Consider the following 20,618-nt stretch of genomic DNA (forward strand, 5'->3'; position numbering starts at 1 on the left):
GCGAATCAGAACGGGAGCCAGTTCCGCTTTTCGGTGAACTTCATGTAACCAGCATTGACACCCAAGCGATATCCCACACCTAGTCGAATGGGGATCAGCACCACTTTCCCCCATCGTAGATAGCTGGCCGTGAAACCGCCTACAAAATAAGCACCGCCTTCTCCGGCTGGAAAGCGATGATAGAGATCCTGGGTGTCGTACAGATTGTAGACCAGTACGAAGGTATTGCCCGCATTGCCTCCGACATCGAACCCAACGGATGGGCCGGTCCAGTACACGTCGCGCGTACCTTCGACTTTATGGTTGAGTGTGCCCGATCCATAGCGCAGCCCGACAACGAATGCTCCGGAAGCCTCCCGTCCAGCGATGTACGCATTGGGCTGGCCCTGATCCTTAAGGATCTTCTCGATGATCCCGGCAAGCCCAGCCGCACCTTTCCCGAAAACGCCCTCGGCCGCGCCGATAAGATCGTCTTTCTGATAGGATGCGGTTGGCAACGGTGCTGCGGGCGGAGAGTTTGGTGTAACCGGTGCGCCCGTGGCAGTCGCGGGCGCTCCATTTTCCGTGATAACGGGCGGAGGAGGCGGGGCACGGTTTGCGGGTGTCTGGTCTTGCGGTGGATCGTTGACGTCTAGCGGAGGCGTGTCGCTATTCTGCGTCGAGGGCGCGGGCGCCAGATCGGCATCAATCGACGTATTGGGATCGACATTGCGAATCTGCGCATTTGCTGCGGGCGACAAAACCATGCTGGCGACCCCAGCCCCGATCGCGATAAGACGCCACAGGCTGCCCACCTTTGTCCCCGCCCGCAAGTACCGTCTGCCGTACATAATTGTCCTCCCCGATTCCGCAATAATCCCGCACATCGTCTATCCGGCGCGCTACATGAAACGGCAATGAACGAACGGCGACATGAGTCGATTACGCGCCAGAACGAATCTTTAGGAAGCTGATGGCCGGTCCAGAAGCTGAAAGGAAAATTCCCTTGATGCCGTTGCCATGGCCGAACGCGCTCGCTATAGGCCGAAACTCGATAGCCCGGAGGTGCCCCAAACATCTCTTTCGAGCCATGCGGAGACGTGGGTGAGTGGCTGAAACCAACGGTTTGCTAAACCGTCGTAGGGGTAAATCCCTTACCGAGGGTTCGAATCCCTCCGTCTCCGCCAATTTTCTCATTATGTCACTGATATCATTGACAAATGTGAGCAGAAAACTGTTTAGGCCATCATTGCAACCAACATTCTGTTGCCGCTTGGCTCGGGCGTGGGCGATCATGGGAACGCCCGGTGATTAGGTCCTAACTGTCAACGATAAAAAATGGACTTAACCCACAAAAAAAGATAACAGGAGATATGTTCTTTATTTGTTCTTGTTATGAGTGTTTCCTATGCGGATAGAGGGTGACCGAGGCAAAGTTGGATGTTACTCGAGTCGCATTAGTGAGGGTGGCCAAAGCATATGCTAATTTACCGCCGTACCAGTATCCTTGAGTCACCAGCTCAAACTCTTGTTAACACGGTTAATTGTGTAGGAGTGATGGGCAAAGGCTTGGCGCACGCGTTCAAGGACCGCGAGCCAGCGATGTTCAATGCTTATAAACGTATATGCGACCAGAAGGCTCTTGTCCCCGGGAAGCTGTGGCTTTGGCGTGGTCAGGAAAGTTGGGTTCTAAATTTTCCAACTAAGTTGCACTGGCGCAATCCGTCCAAATTGGAATGGATCGAGCAGGGGCTTGAGAAATTTGTCTCAGCTTACGTAGAGCAGGGGATTACTGAGATTTCATTCCCGCAACTGGGCTGCGGTAATGGAACGTTGAATTGGGAAGATGTACGGCCTTTGATGGAGCATTATCTCTCAGCGGTGAATATTCCTGTTTACGTTCACGACTATACTGTCGAGGTGGGTCTACCGGAACATTTAGAGCCAGTAGCCGCTGCCCTCCGCAAAGATGCTCCCGGTGGCAGTAATTCATTTGATGGCTTCATTGAATCTATTGGGCATGCCCTTGCTGTGTCTGGCGGCAAGCTAAGTACTCTAGGCTCGGATGATCCTTTTGCAGCCCATGTTCACGAAGGCAGGGGGCTTGCTATCGAAACGAGTTCGGCAACTTGTTTTTTTGAGGAGGATGATTTGCGGGGGGTTTGGCTAGACCTGCAAAGCGGACTTGTGACGAAACGGAAAGCTGGCTGGTCAGTAAGGGGCGGTGGCGAACCGTTGTTATCGCTGCTTAGCGTTTTGCCTCACGTTCGCCCTGTGCAAATCCAAAGGCCCGGAGAGAAGGAGCCAGAATTTGCGATTGAGCCACGTCCGGAAACCAGGGGGCTGGCGTCTACTGGCCAGACTAAAGAGCAACACGAACTGGCATGGCACTAAGACCGGAATTCGTCGATGCCCATATAGCGGCTTGGCAGCAAAGCCTCACAAGTCCGTATTATCCGCATCGCAAAAGTTGGCCCAATTTATTATTCCATCACGCCCCTCTTGAAAACGCACTAGCCATTCTGCGGGACGGCAACCTACGTTCCAGAAATGACACGAATAATCTGCGTCTTCGAGATGTTGCTGCGCCCGGAGTGATAGATGCTCGCGATCACGCTCATGACCGCGTACGTCTTTATTTTCGACCTAAAACCCCGACGCAATGGCATATAGAAGGCATTCGTAAAGCAGGAGAATGCAACTACGGCGACGGCACGCATGCATCCGTTCTCGTCATGTTTCTTCTGGACGCCAAGGCGGTACTAACGCTGCCAGATGTAATGTTTTCAGATAGGAACATGCAGCTTGGAAATGCAGAGCCGGGCTGTGACGAGGCATATTTTGCGAACATTCCATTTTTGAAAGTCTTTTCAGAGGGAGGAACGGGAGGCGACCGTTCGTATACGGATGCTAGATGCGCCGAGGTCCTGCCAAGCTCACCACTTATGCTGGACGGTTATCTGAAAGGTATATGTTTTAGATCAGAACCAGAGCGAGACACTTTGCTCCATTTGCTCGGCAATGAGCGGGAAAGATGGGAGAGGTTTTGCTACGTTTCAGATGCGCTAAAGGTATTCCAAAAAGAATATACTTTTGTCCAAGAGCTAAGACTCACAAATGAAGGCGTTATTTTCCGTCTAAATCCCAGAAGAGATCAAAGAAATATACACATTGCTATTAACGTATGGAATTCAGTAGGGCGACAAGTAATTAACTTTACTAATACTGATCACGCAGCTCAACCCGCACCGCCTGCTATAAATTGGATTTGGAAACAAAAGCTCTCTGATGATATTTATACGGTTGAGGTCAAATTGGAAAACTGTTTAGCATACCAAGCAAGCGTTATGCTGGGTGACACCTTATTTTGATGGTTTTGTAATCTATTTGAATTGGTCTGCTCCACAAATTCCTTTGTGGGGCAGCTTCATTCGGAGCAGCCCAATCCATTTATGTGTAACCGGACCTTTTTTGGTTCGCGGTCTAGACCGATGCTAGAGGCTAGGTTGCAAATACATCTGCCCTCTAAGCTGCATCCAACGCTCGATAAACGCTAGCGCGGCCTATGCCCAGCTGCTTAGCAATCGCAGTGGGGCTCACGCCCTGTTCCCTCAACGAACGAACCGCAACAGCATCTACAGACGCCTTACGGCTTTATAAACGCCATTCGCCTTAGCCTTGTTACTCCCTCGCGCTCCCTGCGGATATGCGTTTCAAAGGCTAAACACCAAGGATTTCTAGTCCTAGTATCCCCATGTCTATATTAATATCGCCCGCCGCACACATCAGCCGCGTGGGAGCTCGGACTCTTGGCTTCGGGAAAAGTCGGGCGGATAGTAGGATTGGTGGTAGATCAACCCGTTTTACCTAGATGCATAAAGTATTCGGGTTGCGACCAATATTACCGAGGATTTGCCAACGTCACGGCAATTGCAACGGAAGACCCGTATGTTACAGAAGCGAGTTGAAGGCAGAGGGCAGAAAATTGGAACTTATTATTGGCGCAGCTATTCCGATTATCTTAACAGGCATAGTTTCCTACTTAATATGGTCGTACCGCAGCATCGTGACGTATGAAGTGACAAGTGTTACGTTGAAGGTTGGCATAAGCGGTAACAAGATAAGTACCGGCGAAGATATAGATAAGAATTCGGAGAAGCGTCTTACCTCAGTACAACTGATCATCCACAATCGAGGTGTGAAATCGATAAAAAACTTCAAGATGCATTGCGACGGTAACGTTGGTCTATTCGACATTAAAAAAGTTAGTACGAACGTTGCTAAATCAGACATTGGCCTATCGTCGGTTGACAACGGAATACAGGTTGAAATTGCTTACTTGCCTTCCAAATCCAAGGTGCAATTAGAATTCGGTTATCTGGACTGGAACATACATTTTTACAATTTTAAAGGTGATGGTGAGAACTATAACGTAAAACCCATTCACTTTTGGAATGGCTATCAGGAAGTTAGGTTAGCGGCGTTAAAATTATTTGCTTTCTTCTCCTTCCTCTATTTTTCTATATTAATTGTTTCGGCCATTGCGGACGGCCGGAAGAAACCTGACGTTCCATCTAAAGCGAGCGTACAGAGCAACATTCAGGGCGTTCCCAAACCATCTAACTGAATTCGCCAGCCCACTTGCTTGCGCTTGCATAAGCTACTTGCCCGCACAATAACGCTTAACCGTAGCTTCCGATAATCCGAACTGTGCGGCCGTCTTGCTGATGCTGCTAGCGTTTTCTTTTCTCCATAACGCCACTGTAGAAGCATCAGCAGCCTTGGGCCGCCCCATGCTAACCTTACCCCTATGAGTGCGACCTGTGGCCTCTATAGAGGCTCTAGCGGCACTCCTGCCAGCATCGCAGCGTTCCTTGATCCTGCCCCGTTCCATATCCGCTATTTGGGCTAGAACAGCTATGATCAACTCCCCAACGCCTTTACCGATAGGACCAAGGCCAAGCACATCGACGGTAACGCCACGGTCGATCAGCTTCCTAACGGTAGCCTGCACATCGAGGGCGTCCCTGCCTAAGCGATCAATCGCGTATATGTGCAGCGTGTCGCCTTCGCGGATATAATTGAGCAGGGAAGAAAAGCCGGGACGATCAGCGGCCATAGTTGCACCTGAAATGCCCTCATCAGCAAATTCCTTATCAAAAGGACCGGCTAAGGACTGGCGCTGTCCCTCGATGCTCTGCCCACCTGTTGATACCCGGTAATATGCAATACGGCTCATACCTGCCCTCGACTCGCTCAGAAGTTATGTGAACACTTATGATCTAGATCATATGTAAGTCAATGTATCTTTTGAACCGATCGAGAGGATCGATTAGAAGATGGACAGAAAGCTACAACTTTTGCGCCATCCTGTGAAAGCGTCGGCTCATGGGTAAGATGTTAAAGGTGAACTAGAGCTTCTCAGTTCGTTGATCACTAACGAAGGATACTATTGCCCTTTTCAAATCACGCGGGGGTTTGTCCCATTCCCGACGCGAAGCAGATACATGCTCGCCGACATGATCACCGCAACCACATCGCCTCGATCAACGAAATCATAAAGAGGACTACCATGAAGTGATGGAGTGATCTCAAAATCGGTAGAAGTCGGAAGGTATTGTGTAACCAGCTTCGCGGGATGTCGAACAAGCTTAGCAGGATCACGGATTTCAAAGCGGTCGCCATGTGCAACAGCATTTCTTAAATGGCGTATTAGTTCAAGCTCTGGTGCCCTGTCAAAGTAACGATACTCTTGAAGCAAATCGCCCGCAATTAACAGTAACTGAGAAGACCAGAAGCGCAATATTCGGGTTCGAGATGGCTCAAGCGAAGCTTGTTCAACAAAATGGGCAAAATGATATTGGTGATCCCCGTCAAATTTTGTCGGAATCCTTCCAATCGGAACATTCTGTCCTTGTTCTACTATTGGAAAAAGATCGCGTGCACGCGGATCAGCAGCTAACTGCATCGCTGCCTCAAGAGCAAATATCCCGTCTAAAGCCCGTTGCAATCTATTACCAGCATCTAAAGCGTTCTGGTCAGTCTGTGGCATGAATTAGTTATCTCCGAATGGAAGGTCAGCGGGTGACCCATTCATGCTTGCCAATGAGAGTCAATTTCGCGGGCGAGGCTTATCACGGCAAATTATCGAAGCCGCACCGCTCTGAGCAGGTGAAATAGTCAACCTCATCATCTTCACCAGCAGGAACAGGTACAGGCGATAGCGGGATTTCCCGACCGATCCATATCAAGCATCTAGGGCATATATCCGTTCGCGCTGGCATATTCTTGGCTCTAGAAAGCGCCTCCTCCAACAGCCTCTGTTCCGCGTCTAACTGCTGATTTTGCTGGCGCAGTTTGTCTTGCTCTGCCCTGCTAAAGGCAAGCTTTTGGCGGATAGAGCCTGCTTGGGCGTCTCGATAAAGCGCTATGTGTCCGCTTGCGATCATATCGTATTCCCTCAACGGCTAATATGCACGGGGATATGACACATTCCCAGCCTAGGGAACTCCGGTTCTGCATTAAAGGCTGTAAATTATAAGCCAAGGCGCTTCCGCTTGACCGACCTAAGCCAATAATCTGATACCGCAGGTGCTTTCTGTCTTGCCGACTTAGCGGAAAGGCCTTCTTAGGCGTCAAGTGGCGGTGAAGGAAGCCCGCGACTGGCATCTTATCCGCAGATATACCCTACAAGCCCCGTAGATGTGCCTTGCAGAGCAAAGAACAGATTTTGGCAAAATGTATGCCTTAAACAATAAACGCGCTGCACAAGGCTTAAAACGCCCTTAAATATATTTCCGGCAAGCGACAAGCTATGTCGATATTATAATTCACGAATATTTGTCTGATTACATCAGGTTGATCAGGCGACATCTACTATAGAGATGCCGAAGTCCTAGAAATATACCCAAAATGCGACTCCTAGCCGCTTCTAATTTTGAGTAGATATTTTAGATGACCTCACATGTGAGAAGTGGAAAGGTTGTGCTATCAGGCTAGAATTATAAAGATGGGATTGCAACAATGATAGACGCAGCGAACAACAGTCCAAACGAAATGCTGGCCACCCTAACTGCCGATATTGTTTCAGCCCACGTCAGCAATAACAGTGTTGCCGTGTCTGACATAGCCAGCTTGATCGCCAATGTGCATGGAGCGTTGTCTGGCTTGAGCACGCCCGTTGCTCCTGTTGAAGGACCCCTTCAACCGGCTGTATCTGTACGATCCTCTATCAAGCCGGATTATATCATCTGCCTTGAAGACGGTAAGAAGTTGAAGATGCTGAAACGCCATCTGATGACGCATTACCAGATGACGCCTGCTGACTACCGGGCCAAGTGGGGATTGGATGCCAGCTACCCGATGGTGGCTCCCAATTATGCCCAACAACGCAAGGATTTGGCCGTTAAGATCGGCTTGGGCAGGAAGCGGGCTGCTGAACCAGTGTTAGCGGAAAAGCCGAAACGTAAGGTTCGGGCGAAGAAGGTGGAAACGGAGCCTGCTGTTTGATCATCACAGGTTCCATCGTAATCTCTAGCACAACTCTGATCTAAAGTTCGTGGTGGTCAAAGCCGGTCGTCTAGAGACCCGTTGTCGGAAGTGGCTTGAACTGAGTAGGCTCAATCTGTTGAACGACCGCAACCAATTCAAGCGGCTTTGAAGAGGATCGCAGCTCATAGATTCTTGGAAATTTGGGTTTGATTACATCGCCAGCGATTGGCCCAGCCGTAAACCCATTTAACGTCTTGCCCAGCGTTGATGGAAAAATGTAATTACTAGATGTTACGCCTCCGCAACCTTTTATCCACAGTCGCCCCTCATCTGTTGTATTGTTCGTTACCATGACGATGGTGGGAGCGTGTTCACTGAGATGAGATGCTATCACCGTTATTTCAAAGTGATGGGCCGAAATCTTAGATACAGCTGCGGTGAGGTTCGAGAACTCGGCATGCTTCGGTCGGAAATCATCAGAACCTGTCACTATCTGCAATATCTGCTGCTGTGCCGCAGGGATGCCAATGTTGTGCAAATCGATGTATACGCTTTGCATCAGGAGGGCTGGCATTGCTACACCATCGACCCTAACCGGGATTAGCTGCGTTTGCCCGTTCGCAGCTTGATATAAAGCGTTGTGCCATTCCAGTTTGACCATCCCACTGGCTAGGCTCTTGGCAGAGACGAAGAAGAAGACAAAGTCGGGGGCCGTCATACCCTCGTTCATCTTTTCTATAATTCCTTCGCCCGGTTTGATGCTCCAAGCATCATAGAACACGTTTGTTGCACCCAGCTTATCCCTCAAGGCGATAGCAATCGGCTCTACCACTGGCTTATCATCAAACTGATGACTAAGAAAAACCCTCATATTAATATCCCCTAAAGCCGTTTAGAATACAAATCCCATACCGTTGTTATGCAGTAGGTCGCACTCTCATCGGCACGGCCCACGATACATCAGATCGGCAACACAAGTTGCGCCGGGTCATGTTCAGGAACAGGCTTATTCAACGTTTCTACGATGGTTTCAGCCAAAGTTTCCGCAGACGCTTCGCGCATCTGATCATCCTGCATAGTTAGTCCGACGATGGCCCATGCTGGCGCGGTTAGAATCGCTGAGGCGATGACGGGAGCACTGATTCTTTCCATGCCTTATATAGAACAAACAAAGAACATTGAGGCAAGAGGGATTACGGCGGCTCTGGCAGATGGTCAGCCTGATAAAATGCGTTGCCCACTTCAATTCATTTTGCGAAGGACAAAGAGCAGTCCGGTGAGTCCCGGATTGTGGGGCGTCAGAACCCCAACAGCACACAGGCCGGTCAAGACATTCTTGGCCGGGTGGTCGTCACGCATGTCCAAGGTTCGTCTAAAGGTGGCGACGCCTTGTGCTGTGTGCAAGGTTCTGAACACCCGGCTTGGGCCGGGCAACGCCTCCAACCTGATCTTGGGGGCTTTGAATGACCAATCAGAAGATTATAGTTGGGTTCGCGTCTGTGGTGACAGTGTTGCTAACAGTGATCGCCCTGTTCATATTCCGTGGATATTATGATGCCTTGTCTCCATGCGATAAGCTGGAATGGCATTTTTGGGACACCGGTGCTGAGCACAAGTGCATTATCGATGCCATGAAACGCGCCAATGAAAGAGGCGGCGTATTGAGCGTTCAGGATGAATATGCTCCTCTTGAAGATGTCGAGGAAATTCCGTTGAACGGCATTTAGACGATTTGCACTAAGTTGCTCCAAATGCTCTAAGATGAGAAATCGGGGACTAAATCTGGGATGAGCAGCGCGAATGCCTCTAAAATGCCCTCAGAGGCTCATACGGAGTGATTATAGCTTATCCGCTAGTCAACCTGCCAAAATCTATAAAATCTCTGTATAGGGCTTAGAACGAATTTAAATAATACATAGTAAAATCGCTGATGGTTATTCCGGCTAACTGGTCTTTACGCTTGGCTTTGCTTTCAATCGATGGACGAATTCTGTGGTCATAAGTTTTACGGCGAGATCTGATTTTGATATCGGAATGATTATTGAGTCATGCATGGGCAACACTGGAACATCATATTCCATAGCCAGCCGACTTACACATTCAACGATAACGCAGCTTTCCAGATATTGTAGAATTCCCCATCGGATTTCACTGTTAGGCCAGTCGTTCAAAAGCGGGTGCCTGTCCAAGACAGCCTTTTCAACAGACTTAATCGGGTACAGGCCAGTATCGATCCCACGCTTCTTAAGCAGATTGGCCTTCGCCTCTTCGGGCCAGCGCCTGTGAAATTGATGATGCCCCAATGTTGCGGTGACCCAAGCCTTGATCAAATCACGGGGAAGCCCATCGATGGTGTAGGCGTCCGCAGGGTTGAAAGCCACCTTGTGCAGGGCATGAAGAATGGTGAGATGGCTTGCGCTGAAATCGACATCTGCCGTCGGCTCCCCATTGATTGTGATAGTAAAGCGATCCTCCTTGGAAGCCTGCTGATAACCGCCCCCCAAGATATATAGCCGTCCCCCTCTATCCCAGCCATAGTTGGGCAGATCGCCTTGGCTAAATATCCGTTGAAATGGGGCATTTAGCTCAGCATCATCAATTTTCGGCGAAGCTATTATCTGTCGAGCCATATAGGCGTTGAAGGCGTTTACCTCCGCTATGAATGCATCAACGGGCGGCAAGGTCGGATCGAAGTGCATGGCCTCACCATCGACGGCAACGTTCCCCCATTTCTTGACCTTGCTGGATTTCAGCACGACTGGCGAAGCTGCTTTTACGGATCGATCAACTGCAAAATGTTCCGCCCACTTTGCAGGCTCGATACCGTGCGATACTACAAGCTCATATAAGGCGGATGTGGCCCTCATCCGGGTTGCCATACCCTTTCTATGGATATTACGCGGGTCTTTGTACCCCGTATGGACCTCAAGCAAGCCTGCATCCCGCAGGTGGTCCATTGCAGCTTTGCAGGGGCGATATCCGACGTAGTGACCTGTGAAGCTGCCAGCGCTCATCTGACGATAGCTGTAACGGCCAACATTATGCTTAGTGGCCCGCAGCAGGTCTGAGATGATGGCACCTAATGCCCTATGGTATTTGTCGGAAGCCGCCTTCCTGCCTGTTGGATATAGCTGTTTAGCTAGAGCAGTAATCATAGCCTTGGCTTGATCGGAAACCGCTACGCTGATGAGCGGCATGTACGCTGCCTCTAGGGCCTGTTCATCGGTCAGTTCGCCTGCCAGATCATTGGCAGGAATGGCAGTGTCGTAGTTCACAAATCACCTTTTCCATACAGGGCTTCTCAGCCCGTATTCCCTCTATTTTCCTCCTCTAATTGAGCGCCATAATCGAGCCATCACACCTACCTCAAACGAATGTGTTACACGTATACTAAGCTAAGCTCTCTAAATAATTTAATAAGTTAGAGTCATTTAGAATTTATAGATGAAGGTTTAATATGATTTATCTATATTTAGATCCCAGTTTAAATATAATGATCCATTTAAACTTATCGGTTATACATTGTCATCATTCAACCTGTTGAAGTGTTGTATTGAGACATTTAGATACGATTATGGTTTCTATTGAGGCATGTTGCAGTTCCATGCAGCTAGTTCGATGCGATAAAGCTAAAACTCACATAGCAAAACGAGTTTGGGCCGTGCCCAAATAGGGTTTCGAGAAGACCTGAGCGTTACCAGATAAGACGGTCAACGACTTGAAGGCCGGGTTGCGATCCAATTTCTGACTTCGCTGGCGTACCAGCCAACCGCTCTCTTTGATATGCGGACAGGCCTAGGAAACTCGCCTCTGTCCATAAGTGCGTAGATTGACGAGCGGCTTAGGGAGGTCATTCCCTCTACCGCAGGTCGCCTCAATATAGATTCATTCATTCCGAACTCCTTGCTAAAGAAGCCGTGTATCTATGCTCAAAAATAATCCCGTCAAGCAAAATACACCATATAATATTGAAATATAAAGATTAAAATAACAATAACAATCGCCTTAATGATTTCAGATGCTTGCAAGATAGGACCAATATTTGATTTTACTTTAAGTAATCTGACCACGTTTGCATCAATAGCTTTCTCTTCTCAAAAAGGTCAGAACGAGCATAGGCGGCTTCGGCCTTGTCTTTGATGACATGGGCTAGGGCAAACTCTATTACCTCACGGGGGAAACTGGTTTGCTCGCCAGCCCAATCCCGGAAGGAGGAACGGAAGCCATGCGGAACAGCTGCGATACCGAGTTCCTTTACCAGTTTCGAAAGCGTAACATCGGAAAGGGGTTTTCCGGTTGTAGCGCTGGGAAATACCAACTCACTATCACCATTCTTGAGGGCCTTAGCTTGCTCAAGAATTTCAAGGCATCGGTCGGAGAGAGGAATGCGATGAGGCTTCTTTGCCTTCATGCGGCTGGCTGGAACAATCCACTCTGCTTTCTCAAGATCAAACTCGTTCCATTGCGCCAGCCGAGTTTCTCCCGATCGGGTGGCCGTCAATATCAGAAACTCCATCGCTAGCTTCGTCGCCACCATAGCTTCGCTAGCTTGAATGGTGCGGATGGCGTCAGCTACCCTGTCATAGGGCAGGGCCTTCCGATGCTCCACTTTCGACCGGTCATGCTTAGGCAATGCCTTGGTTATCACGTCAGCCGGATTATCGGTTCGCCAGCCCTGAGCCATGGCCCACTTCATAACTGTACCGATACGCTGCTTAACGCGCCTTGCCGTTTCGGGATGGCTGTTCCAGATTGCCATGAGGGCGGTCAGCACGTCGCTGCTGCTAACAACGTTGATCCGCTTATTGCCGAAATGGGGATAGGCATATTTTTCCAAGGTAGTCAGCCATTGGCTGCCATGCTTGTCATTACGCCATGTTGGTACATTAAGGTCATGGACCTTCTGCGCCGCCTGCTTGAACGTAAGCACAGCCATATCCCGTTTCCGGGCCTCTAGAGGGTCAATGCCCGCTCTGGCCTGCCGTCTATTGTCCAAAGCCGTCTCACGCACATCAGCGAGCTTAACGAGGTTTGCAGACCCTAATCCGATGTCGGTACGCTTACCATGTATAACCAGCCGTTGAACCCAACGCTTCGCACCGGAGGCATCGACCTTGAGATATAGGCCGTGGCCATCTGCATAAAATCCCGGTTGTTTGAGGTTGTTGATCGCGACGACCGTAAGCCTCTTTTCCCGATGTCGTCCCTTACTCTTCCCTGCTTTGTCCATAACATTCCGCCCAACATTCGTTTCTGGATGTTGCCTAGCATATCAGGAATTTGCTGGAACTGGTTTTGTTAAAACCTTTTTAAATAAGATAGTTATGGAACGCTGTGGAATGTGTCGGAACTACAGCCGGGGGACTCCGTCTCCGCCAACGTCCATTGATAATGCTAAACTTTATCTGGCGTTGGCTTCCTATGCCCACTCACGAATCGGCTTTGGGCGAACGTCCACCAACGTCGTTCCCACGTTGACGGCCTATAACTGGTCGAGCATGGTAAACCCCAAATATCTATCACTCCCTATCGGCCGCTTTGGCATAGCCTAGGCTCTCGTAGTGGTTTTTCAGGGAAGCTGTGGAACATAGCTGGCCGGTAGGACCGCTTACCACTTTCTTTGCGCCTCAACGAAACCGCGCCTCTCGCCCTTTGCGACGATGCCGCGCGACGAGCTTTTGTAGAAGCACAATGGAATCGGTTGTCAAAGCCCGGGAATCTGCATGACTGCTGGGCCACAGGCGGAACATCCGACCTTCCCAGACGCTCAGCCGCCAATTTTCACTTCCCAAGTGCAGACCGGTCGCCATTCCAATGTGGAAGACCAAGACTGGCCGATTGCGGTATGGTGGCTTCGCCTCGGCCACATGCAGTTAGCTGACATTAGCCTACCTCATTGCCTTCCAGTCCACGCGCACTAATGCGCGGCGCGACACCTTCACGCAGATGGACGACATGATCCGAGAGAAGTGGGGCGGGATCAATCAGGTCGGCAGAGCCCGTCATTCTATGGGTTGAGGAAGCCACCGCCTCGGTTGTCACGCCACGCGAGGCTCCTTTGCGTTTGCACCGGGGCGTACACCTACAGTGGACGCCTTTTTCCTGGCCGCAGATGCTCGACCCGACGCGCTGCATGGCAGGAGTTGATCCAGGATGAGCAATTCAGCAAAGCTCGGTAATTATGGACATCGGTATGCGGCGGCGGGCCGGAGAAGAGCGAAGGAACCATTTGTTCAATAGCTCCATTCCGTTTGTCACCGATTTATATTATTCTAGGCTTCACAACGGAACCTGGATCAAAATCGTAAAGCCACGCCAGGCTCTCAAAGGACTCCGCATCATTGCGCGATTGCAGAAATCGGGTTGCAAGCTCGCGGGATACACCTTCCGCATGATAGAAGCCGCCGTAGATACGCGCCATAATTTGGCACCGTCCGGTTCGCAAATATCTGAGTGTCGAGTAACGGGCGAAGGCTGACGAAAGGTCTTCCGGGGATTTTTGAACTTCTTGCGCCAATATGACGGAGTCTTCCAGAGCCATGCTGGCGCCCTGCGCCAGATATTGGAGCATCGGATGGGCGGCGTCGCCGACTAAGGCCGACCGTCCCTTATGCCAAAATTTGGCCGGTTCCCGATCGCAAAGGACCCACATGCGCCAGGTTTCGACTTTGCTGAGTAGGGTGCGGACAATGTCGCAATTGCCGGCAAAACGATGCTTTAGTTCCTCCGGATCCCCTTGACGGTCCCACCCCTCAACATAACGATCGGAATGAAAGACCGCGACAAGGTTGAAAAGCTTGCTGCCACGGAGCGGATATTGAACTAAATGATTGCGAGGCCCGGCCCACAATATCATGTCGTTCTTGCGGAACCGCTCTTCGACGGCTTCAATGGGAAGAACGGCGCGATAGGCGATATGGCCGGAAACGCGCGGCGGCCCGTCACCTAGGAGCGCTTGGCGTGTCATCGACCACAGGCCGTCGGCGCCTACAATACCATCGGCTTCGATGGTTGCGCCTGCGGCAGTACCGATTTGTACCTTCGACCCATCATCTGTGTAACCGCTGACCTGTACGCCGGCGCGGAGTTCGATACGCTCGTCCGCTTCGCAGGCGTCGACCAGAGCCTGGTGAAGGTCGGCGCGGTGGATAAGCGCATAGGGATATGTGAAGCGGTCGCGAAAGGCGCTGCTGCCCACGGGGACGCGCGTGACTTCCTCTGCGCTCACGCCGTCCATTACTATCAGGTTGTCAGGGAATACAGCGGCGGCAGCGACGGCGTCGCGCAAACCCAAGGATTCGAGCAGCCGGAAGCCATTCGGGCCGATCTGAATCCCTGCACCGACTTCCTCGAACTGAGGGGCCTGTTCGAGTACGACGGACTGCCATCCGGCGAGCGACAGCGCCCGCGCGGTGGCCAGACCGCCTATGCCACCGCCAACGATGGCGATGCGACCGGTGATGCTCATGCCCCCACCACGTCGATGAACAAAGCACCCACTTTCTCGATGCTAGCGGCGATCTTTTCGCCCGGAAAGATCGGCCCGACGCCTTCTGGCGTACCGGTAAATATGATATCGCCCGGGAAGAGAGTGTAGAAGCTCGATGCAAAGGCGATCAATTCCGGGACATTCATGATCAAATCACGCGTGTTTGCACGCTGCCGCACTGCTCCGTCCACCGTGAGCAGCAATTCCAGTCTCGCAGGATCCGGGATTTCGTCGGCAGTCACGAGCGCGGGCGCGAGCACGGAGTAAGTATCGAGGGACTTACGCAGCGAGCGTTCCTCGGGTCCGCGAATGGTAATGTCGAGACCGATGGAATACCCCGCAACATAGTCGAGCGCATCGTCCACGGAAATGTCGCGGCCGGTCTTGCCGATGATGACGGCGAGTTCGATTTCATGATCGGTGCGGCGATCGGAGTGACGGACCTGGATCGGGGAACCGGCGCCTATGAGCGAGCTTGTGGCTTTCAAGAACAGTCCGGTCTCCTGGATCTTGCGCACATGGGCTCGACTGAAGGTGCCATGATCGGCGATCGCTTCGTCCAGATGAGCCTGATAATTGACCGGCGCTGCCACCAGCTTGCCCGGATTCGCCACTGGACTGAGCAATGTCACCGAGGATAGAGGCACAATGTCACCCCCGGACAGCATATCAATCTCGGCCGCGATGGTCGGGAGATGCTCTATCAGAATGTCTTGACAGGGGAATGGATAACGAAAAGCCGGAAGCTTCTGTAGTGCCGGGGAGACGTCGCGCACAGTATCGCCCTCAATCAGGCCGAGCCTGCCCCCATCATACCGGCATAAACGCATCAGGCTCTCTCCTTATCCATTCGTTCTTCTCGCCAGAAGCCGAGTTGCCTTTGAAGCACCTCGTCCGAAAAACCGAACAGGATGAGTTCTTCGTCCACTTCGAACTGCGACCATGTCCAACTCGGCACCACGAACACGTCATTCAGGCCGATGTCCCAGCTTTGTGAGCCGATGCAGACGCGCCCATGCCCTTCGACCACCGACATCACCGTGCCCGACACGCACCGGTAGGGATCGCTCGAAAAACCCGCGGGTAGGAGGCGCATCGAGGCAGTCATGGTAGGAATGGGCGACTTTGCGCTCGTGGGATCGATGAAGTCCATTTTGACGCCCAGAGCGGGATCCACGCGTCCCGCCTTGTTGAGCAAGTCGAGCGCCGGCCTGGTGCGGCTGTAGGGCCAGCAGAAAATCGGCGAACCGCCCTGCGCGCGCGTGAAACCGTGCGGCACTAGGCCGCTAGAGAAAAGCGCCGCCGATTCACCGGATGTTTTGGTGATAGGTTGTCGCGCTTCGGGATAGGTGTCGGCGAATGGGGCGTTGAGAAGATTGACGACGAATACGTCGAGTCCATCCAGCCAGATGATCGGATGGTCTGTTTCGTTGCCATGATCGTGAAACGTCCCGGATGGCGTGACGATGAAGTCCCCGGGCGACATGATGACTTGCTCGCCGTCCACGGACGTATAGCCACCTCCACCTTCCATGACCAAGCGCAATGCGGAGGCGGTGTGGCGGTGGCTGGGCGCGACTTCGCCCGGCAAGAGCAACTGAATGCCGCCATAGAGTGAAGATGTCACCTTGCCTTCGCCCGGAAACTGCGCATTTTCTAGCACAAGTACGCGGCGTTCAGCCTCTTCGGCGGTAACGAGTTCGCCAGCGCGCATGACGCGATTACGAAGGTCGTTCCAGGACCAGTGCATCGGCGCACCACCCTTGGCAGGTTCGAGTGCTGCCAGCTTGCGCATTATTTCCCACAAGGGGGCGAGATGATTGGCCGCCAAATCGGTCCGAAATGCGTCCATAGCCATGTCCAGATTGCTGGCGCGATCCGCAGTTGTGCTCATCTGTCCATCCCAACAAAATCTTCTGACCAGAACATTCAACTGTGACGATCTTCCAGTCGGAATGCGGGCTAGCGAAGCTGGTGTCCCCGCATTGGCCAAGCGGTACTTTCATATATGACATATTATGTCAATTAGTACCTATACGCAATGAAGCAGCTTCGTGAATTGCTTTACATGATGCTATGAAATCGCTACGTCTTATCGAAATGGTGATGCGAACGATCCTTATCAACATTGCCGCACTGTGACAAAAATAGATCTTAGGAAGCAGAATGGGCGGGGTTGAACTTCCTGAAATATGTAGAGGTCGCTTTTGGCGGTTCGGTGGCTATATTCGCCGATGGGGCGAGGCGCCCCGCAATGGATCATGTTTAATTTTGCGAGCTCTGGATGTCATCTTCGGACCGAATGCTGGCTGTTCTTTCGCTATTTTCTCTGGATCGCCGCGAAGTCACGGTGGAAGAAGCAGCCGAACTGCTGGGAAGCTCCCTGCGGACGACCTATCGCTATGTTCGAAGCCTTGCGGCGGCGGGCCTCTTGTCACCCATGAGGGGCGGCCGCTACGTTCTGGGTCCGGCCGCGGTTCAACTAGATTGGCTGATCAGGAATACCGATCCGCTGACCAGCGCGGCCGGCCCGGCCATGTCCATCCTTGCAAACACCGTTCAAATCCCGGCGGTTATCCTGTTATGTCGGTTGTACAAAAATCAGGTGATGTGTATTTCGCAGTTGGCCTCGGGACTACCGCCCTTTGCCTCCAGCTATCAACGCGGACGGCCCATTCCGCTATTTCGCGGCGCGGCGTCGAAATCGATCCTCGCTTCCATGCCCAAGCGGCTGGTGCGGCAATTCTATTCGCAGCATCGGGAAGAGATGGCGGCGAGCGGGCTTGGCGTATCCCTGCTGGAGGTGCACGCGACGCTGTCGCAGATCCGGGAGGCGGGCGTTTGTACGACCTCGAGCGAACTCGATGTTGGACTAACCGGCCTTGCGGCTCCGCTGATAGGCGCGGACAGCCTCCCGGTCGGGTCGCTGTCCATCGTGGTGGCGGAAGCGAAGCTGACGCCGGACTTGGAAACCAGCGTCAAACATTTGCTAAAGGCTGGCGCAAATCAGGTCAGCGGAACTTTGCAGGCCCTTTAAAGAGCGCCGTCACGCCGAGCGTTCAAGCGCGTCCCGTCATCAAGCTGGGCAGTCACGCTCTGCCGAGCGCCCTGACATCTGGTTCGAAGCGCAATGATTTGCGCTTCGAACGCGAAGGAAGCTGAAATGGCAGTCATATTTGATCCTGATCTCATAGACTTTCCTTCGGGCAGCCTGATAGCGGGCGAACGTCTGAGAGGCAGTGGCCAGCACTATGCTGTACTGCGGCCTTCGGACGGCAAGGTCGCTCGAGAGGAGCGGGGGGCAGGTCAGGATCTGGTCGACCGTGCGGTCAACACTGCGCGCGACTCTTATAAGACAAGCGGGTGGCCCACTTCTGAACCTAGGGCCCGGCAGCGCGTGATGCGCAAATGGGCCGATCTGATCGATGCGCATTTCGAGGAGCTGGCGAGGCTCGAAGCGGCGGTGTCCGTTCGAGTAATCGGCGCCGTCAGGCTGCGAGACGTCGCCATGTCGGCCGAACTTATCCGCTTTTACGGCGAGGCGATCGATAAGATCGAAGGCTCGGTCCTGGCGACGCGCGCGGGAAAGCTCAGCACTTTGGTGCGCGAACCCTATGGCGTTGTTGCCGCCATCGCTCCTTGGAACACTCCATTGCTGTTGGCGACGTTGAAGATCGCGCCGGCCATTGCGGCAGGAAATGCCATCGTCCTTAAGCCGTCGGAGTTAACGCCCTATTCGATCATACGTCTGGCCGAATTGGGCGTGGAGGCCGGACTGCCCGCAGGCATGATCTCCGTGCTGCCGGGGCTTGGCAGTGAGACGGGCAGCGCGCTTATCCGTCACCCTGGCGTAAACTACGTGTCTTTCACAGGTTCGGCAGCGACCGGGGTTCAGGTGATGTGCGATGCCGCGCAGACGGGGCTCAAACCGGTATCGCTCGAGTTGGGTGGAAAGTCGCCACAACTGGTATTCGCCGACGCGCCGGACCTGGATCGGGTCGCCGATCTGGTGGCCCAGTCGGTATGCGCGAACGGCGGCCAAGTCTGCTTTGCAGGTACGCGCCTTGTCGTGGAGCGTTCGATCGAGGGGGAACTGGTCGAAAAAATCCGGACCCGCATGCAAAATGTTACCCCGGGACCAACATGGGACGACCAGACGACGTTGGCGCCGATAGCCTCCGCTTCGCAGGCGGCGCGGCTAGAAGCTATTCTGGAACAAGCGAAGGCCGGTGGCGCCGAGACGCTCGAAGGCGGCGGGCGCGTCGAGGGTGAACCAGGAGGCATTTTCTTCGCGCCGACGATCCTGCACAAGGCACCCCCCGAGAACCCAGCGGTGAGGGATGAAATTTTCGGACCTGTGCTCACGGTTCAGCCATTCGAAGACTTCGAGGAGGGGCTCGCCCTGGCAGACCATCCGACCTTCGGCTTGGCGGGAGGGGTACATACCTCCAATTTGCAGAAAGCTTTGCAGGCGGCAAACGCCATCCAGGCGGGAACGGTGTGGGTCAATCATTTTGGGCCGAATACCGATCCTAACGCCCCCATGGGCGGCTATAAGCAGTCTGGGTTTGGCAAGGATTTCGGTGTGATGGGACTGAATAAATTCCTTAAGACGAAAAATATCGCAATTACATTCTAGGGGAAACGGGATGCCAAGCTTGGATCAACGTGTCGCAATCGTCACAGGCGGCGCGAGCGGGATCGGTCTTGAGTTTTCAAGGCGTCTGGCAAGCGACGGCGCGGCCGTCGTAATCGTCGACATCGACGGTGCTACGGAAGCCGCGGCGAGACTCATTTCGCAGGGACTGAAGGCGATCGGAGTCCGCGCAAATGTGTCCTCCGAGGACGATGTGGCAGGCATGGTCGAGGCCGCGTGTTCGACGTTCGGCGGGCTCGATATCCTCGTCAACAACGCTGCCCTATTCAGCACGTTGGCACCAGGCCCGTTTAGCGCAATAAGCGTCGATGACTGGCAGAAGGTGATGGCCGTCAATGTGCTGGGGCCATTTCTGACGGCCCGCGCCGCAGTTTCGGCGATGCGCGCGAGGGGTGCCGGCCGGATTGTGAACATCGCGTCGAACACTGTTCATAAGGGCGCGCCGGGCCTGCTGCATTATGTCACCAGCAAGGGTGCCGTGATCGGAATGACCAGAGCGCTGGCGCGGGAATTGGGGGCGGATAACATCACGGTCAATGCGCTCGCGCCTGGATTTACGCTGAGCAGCGGCGTCACCGCTAACGCCGCCTACCAGGATACGTTCAAGGCCGCTGCGGTCGACGTGCGCGCGATCCGGCGCGATCAGGTACCCCAGGATCTGGTGGGCGCACTGGCTTTCCTGGCGAGTGACGATGCGGCGTTCATGACAGGGCAGACGCTCGTCGTCGACGGCGGCAATATCTTCCTGTAGAATTAGTCGGAGCGGGCGATCGCCATCTTCCCGTTAACACCGTTGGGCTCATCTGCAGCTTGGATTGCCGGTTGATTAGGTCAATTGGACCCGCCCGTCCCCGTCGGGTCCGGCGGCACGTCCTTGCATGCGCGGGAAGCCTCCGGGATATTCCCTGTGGTGCTCGACATTCAGAAGCTGCTCGCCTCGACATCGTCACGGATGGCAGGTCCCCTGGGAGCGCTGCCTGCCGGTAGAGCGGATGCAGATAT

21 protein-coding genes and 1 tRNA gene are annotated in these 20,618 nt (G+C 53.0%); 9 read left to right on the top strand and 13 right to left on the bottom strand.

Going from position 1 to position 20,618, the window contains the following annotated elements:
• Positions 1–5: 5 nt before the first annotated feature.
• A complete protein-coding gene (locus C1T17_RS02255; protein ID WP_411269228.1) occupies positions 6–857 on the bottom strand; it encodes an EipA family protein in 852 nt (283 codons plus the stop codon).
• A gap of 216 nt (positions 858–1,073) precedes the next feature.
• Between C1T17_RS02255 and C1T17_RS02260 the strand changes: the two genes are divergently transcribed.
• The 3 genes from C1T17_RS02260 (at position 1,074) to C1T17_RS02270 (ending at position 3,350) form a co-directional block, all read left to right on the top strand.
• Positions 1,074–1,166 (top strand) — tRNA-Ser (locus C1T17_RS02260).
• A gap of 292 nt (positions 1,167–1,458) precedes the next feature.
• Entirely contained in the window at positions 1,459–2,373 is a 915-nt protein-coding gene (locus C1T17_RS02265) for a macro domain-containing protein (protein ID WP_104952021.1), read from the top strand.
• Positions 2,364–3,350 (top strand): DarT ssDNA thymidine ADP-ribosyltransferase family protein, encoded by a 987-nt coding sequence (locus C1T17_RS02270; protein ID WP_104952022.1) that lies wholly within the window; start codon positions 2,364–2,366, stop codon positions 3,348–3,350. Before C1T17_RS02265 ends, C1T17_RS02270 begins: the two co-directional genes overlap by 10 nt.
• Positions 3,351–3,504: 154 nt before the next feature.
• On the opposite strand, the gene C1T17_RS21510 is transcribed toward C1T17_RS02270, so the two are convergent.
• Positions 3,505–3,579 (bottom strand): helix-turn-helix domain-containing protein, encoded by a 75-nt coding sequence (locus C1T17_RS21510; protein WP_262982739.1) that lies wholly within the window; start codon positions 3,577–3,579, stop codon positions 3,505–3,507.
• Positions 3,580–3,964: 385 nt separating this feature from the next.
• Here C1T17_RS21510 and C1T17_RS02280 point away from each other — a divergent pair, with 385 nt between their 5' ends.
• On the top strand, positions 3,965–4,606 hold the full coding sequence (locus tag C1T17_RS02280; RefSeq protein WP_145958934.1) for a hypothetical protein: 642 nt from the start codon (positions 3,965–3,967) through the stop codon (positions 4,604–4,606).
• Positions 4,607–4,639: 33 nt separating this feature from the next.
• Here the strand turns inward: C1T17_RS02280 and C1T17_RS02285 are convergent, their stop codons facing one another.
• Together C1T17_RS02285 and C1T17_RS20920 are read right to left on the bottom strand one after the other, a co-directional pair.
• Complete coding sequence (locus C1T17_RS02285; protein ID WP_104952024.1) at positions 4,640–5,218, bottom strand: recombinase family protein; 579 nt, start codon at positions 5,216–5,218, stop codon at positions 4,640–4,642.
• A gap of 222 nt (positions 5,219–5,440) precedes the next feature.
• Positions 5,441–6,031 carry a hypothetical protein gene (locus C1T17_RS20920; protein ID WP_145958935.1) on the bottom strand — a complete coding sequence of 197 codons (591 nt, stop codon included), beginning with the start codon at positions 6,029–6,031 and terminating at the stop codon, positions 5,441–5,443.
• A gap of 971 nt (positions 6,032–7,002) precedes the next feature.
• Here C1T17_RS20920 and C1T17_RS02295 point away from each other — a divergent pair.
• The gene (locus C1T17_RS02295) at positions 7,003–7,488 is read left to right on the top strand and encodes a MucR family transcriptional regulator (protein WP_104952026.1); all 486 of its coding nucleotides are present in this window, start codon (positions 7,003–7,005) and stop codon (positions 7,486–7,488) included.
• Positions 7,489–7,558: 70 nt separating this feature from the next.
• Here the strand turns inward: C1T17_RS02295 and C1T17_RS02300 are convergent, their stop codons facing one another.
• Together C1T17_RS02300 and C1T17_RS02305 are read right to left on the bottom strand one after the other, a co-directional pair.
• Positions 7,559–8,341: a toll/interleukin-1 receptor domain-containing protein gene (locus C1T17_RS02300; protein ID WP_104952027.1), complete on the bottom strand. Its 783-nt coding sequence runs from the start codon at positions 8,339–8,341 to the stop codon at positions 7,559–7,561.
• A gap of 89 nt (positions 8,342–8,430) precedes the next feature.
• Positions 8,431–8,622 (bottom strand): DUF6771 family protein, encoded by a 192-nt coding sequence (locus C1T17_RS02305; RefSeq protein WP_104952028.1) that lies wholly within the window; start codon positions 8,620–8,622, stop codon positions 8,431–8,433.
• 311 nt (positions 8,623–8,933) lie between these two features.
• On the opposite strand from C1T17_RS02305, the gene C1T17_RS02310 reads away from it, so the two are divergent.
• Complete coding sequence (locus tag C1T17_RS02310; RefSeq protein WP_104952029.1) at positions 8,934–9,197, top strand: hypothetical protein; 264 nt, start codon at positions 8,934–8,936, stop codon at positions 9,195–9,197.
• A 216-nt stretch (positions 9,198–9,413) separates the two neighbouring features.
• Here the strand turns inward: C1T17_RS02310 and C1T17_RS02315 are convergent, their stop codons facing one another.
• The 7 genes from C1T17_RS02315 to C1T17_RS02340 all read right to left on the bottom strand — a co-directional run bounded on the left by C1T17_RS02315 (position 9,414) and on the right by C1T17_RS02340 (position 16,853).
• Positions 9,414–10,745, bottom strand: coding sequence for a hypothetical protein (locus C1T17_RS02315; RefSeq protein WP_104952030.1), 1,332 nt, complete (start codon positions 10,743–10,745; stop codon positions 9,414–9,416).
• Positions 10,746–11,180: 435 nt separating this feature from the next.
• Positions 11,181–11,363 carry a helix-turn-helix transcriptional regulator gene (locus C1T17_RS02320; protein WP_104952031.1) on the bottom strand — a complete coding sequence of 61 codons (183 nt, stop codon included), beginning with the start codon at positions 11,361–11,363 and terminating at the stop codon, positions 11,181–11,183.
• A gap of 155 nt (positions 11,364–11,518) precedes the next feature.
• Positions 11,519–12,700: a tyrosine-type recombinase/integrase gene (locus tag C1T17_RS02325; protein WP_104952032.1), complete on the bottom strand. Its 1,182-nt coding sequence runs from the start codon at positions 12,698–12,700 to the stop codon at positions 11,519–11,521.
• A gap of 653 nt (positions 12,701–13,353) precedes the next feature.
• Positions 13,354–13,476, bottom strand: a complete 123-nt coding sequence (locus C1T17_RS21875) for a hypothetical protein (protein ID WP_262982719.1) — start codon at positions 13,474–13,476, stop codon at positions 13,354–13,356.
• Between the two features lie 256 nt (positions 13,477–13,732).
• The gene (locus C1T17_RS02330; RefSeq protein WP_104952033.1) at positions 13,733–14,938 is read right to left on the bottom strand and encodes a 3-hydroxybenzoate 6-monooxygenase; all 1,206 of its coding nucleotides are present in this window, start codon (positions 14,936–14,938) and stop codon (positions 13,733–13,735) included.
• Positions 14,935–15,789 (bottom strand): fumarylacetoacetate hydrolase family protein, encoded by an 855-nt coding sequence (locus C1T17_RS02335; protein ID WP_104952034.1) that lies wholly within the window; start codon positions 15,787–15,789, stop codon positions 14,935–14,937. The genes C1T17_RS02330 and C1T17_RS02335 overlap by 4 nt, the downstream gene beginning before the upstream one ends.
• A complete protein-coding gene (locus C1T17_RS02340) occupies positions 15,789–16,853 on the bottom strand; it encodes a cupin domain-containing protein (RefSeq protein ID WP_223262752.1) in 1,065 nt (354 codons plus the stop codon). Before C1T17_RS02340 ends, C1T17_RS02335 begins: the two co-directional genes overlap by 1 nt.
• 390 nt (positions 16,854–17,243) lie before the next feature.
• Here C1T17_RS02340 and C1T17_RS02345 point away from each other — a divergent pair, with 390 nt between their 5' ends.
• The 3 genes from C1T17_RS02345 to C1T17_RS02355 all read left to right on the top strand — a co-directional run bounded on the left by C1T17_RS02345 (position 17,244) and on the right by C1T17_RS02355 (position 20,367).
• Entirely contained in the window at positions 17,244–17,996 is a 753-nt protein-coding gene (locus tag C1T17_RS02345; protein WP_104952035.1) for an IclR family transcriptional regulator, read from the top strand.
• A gap of 126 nt (positions 17,997–18,122) precedes the next feature.
• Positions 18,123–19,598, top strand: coding sequence for an aldehyde dehydrogenase family protein (locus tag C1T17_RS02350; protein ID WP_223262753.1), 1,476 nt, complete (start codon positions 18,123–18,125; stop codon positions 19,596–19,598).
• Positions 19,599–19,608: 10 nt separating this feature from the next.
• Entirely contained in the window at positions 19,609–20,367 is a 759-nt protein-coding gene (locus C1T17_RS02355; protein ID WP_104952037.1) for an SDR family NAD(P)-dependent oxidoreductase, read from the top strand.
• Positions 20,368–20,618: the final 251 nt, after the last annotated feature.

The sequence above is a fragment of the Sphingobium sp. SCG-1 genome, from assembly GCF_002953135.1.
GTDB lineage: Bacteria > Pseudomonadota > Alphaproteobacteria > Sphingomonadales > Sphingomonadaceae > Sphingobium.

Bases quoted from the DNA above. Each gene is read 5' to 3' on its own strand.
- C1T17_RS02265 (WP_104952021.1), top strand. From the start codon at position 1,459: ATGCTAATTTACCGCCGTACCAGTATCCTTGAGTCACCAGCTCAAACT.
- C1T17_RS02270 (WP_104952022.1), top strand. From the start codon at position 2,364: ATGGCACTAAGACCGGAATTCGTCGATGCCCATATAGCGGCTTGGCAG.
- C1T17_RS02285 (WP_104952024.1), bottom strand. From the start codon at position 5,218: ATGAGCCGTATTGCATATTACCGGGTATCAACAGGTGGGCAGAGCATC.
- C1T17_RS20920 (WP_145958935.1), bottom strand. From the start codon at position 6,031: ATGCCACAGACTGACCAGAACGCTTTAGATGCTGGTAATAGATTGCAA.
- C1T17_RS02295 (WP_104952026.1), top strand. From the start codon at position 7,003: ATGATAGACGCAGCGAACAACAGTCCAAACGAAATGCTGGCCACCCTA.
- C1T17_RS02300 (WP_104952027.1), bottom strand. From the start codon at position 8,341: ATGAGGGTTTTTCTTAGTCATCAGTTTGATGATAAGCCAGTGGTAGAG.
- C1T17_RS02305 (WP_104952028.1), bottom strand. From the start codon at position 8,622: ATGGAAAGAATCAGTGCTCCCGTCATCGCCTCAGCGATTCTAACCGCG.
- C1T17_RS02310 (WP_104952029.1), top strand. From the start codon at position 8,934: ATGACCAATCAGAAGATTATAGTTGGGTTCGCGTCTGTGGTGACAGTG.
- C1T17_RS02320 (WP_104952031.1), bottom strand. From the start codon at position 11,363: ATGAATGAATCTATATTGAGGCGACCTGCGGTAGAGGGAATGACCTCC.
- C1T17_RS02325 (WP_104952032.1), bottom strand. From the start codon at position 12,700: ATGGACAAAGCAGGGAAGAGTAAGGGACGACATCGGGAAAAGAGGCTT.
- C1T17_RS21875 (WP_262982719.1), bottom strand. From the start codon at position 13,476: ATGACGGGCTCTGCCGACCTGATTGATCCCGCCCCACTTCTCTCGGAT.
- C1T17_RS02330 (WP_104952033.1), bottom strand. From the start codon at position 14,938: ATGAGCATCACCGGTCGCATCGCCATCGTTGGCGGTGGCATAGGCGGT.
- C1T17_RS02335 (WP_104952034.1), bottom strand. From the start codon at position 15,789: ATGCGTTTATGCCGGTATGATGGGGGCAGGCTCGGCCTGATTGAGGGC.
- C1T17_RS02340 (WP_223262752.1), bottom strand. From the start codon at position 16,853: ATGAGCACAACTGCGGATCGCGCCAGCAATCTGGACATGGCTATGGAC.
- C1T17_RS02345 (WP_104952035.1), top strand. From the start codon at position 17,244: ATGTCATCTTCGGACCGAATGCTGGCTGTTCTTTCGCTATTTTCTCTG.
- C1T17_RS02350 (WP_223262753.1), top strand. From the start codon at position 18,123: ATGGCAGTCATATTTGATCCTGATCTCATAGACTTTCCTTCGGGCAGC.
- C1T17_RS02355 (WP_104952037.1), top strand. From the start codon at position 19,609: ATGCCAAGCTTGGATCAACGTGTCGCAATCGTCACAGGCGGCGCGAGC.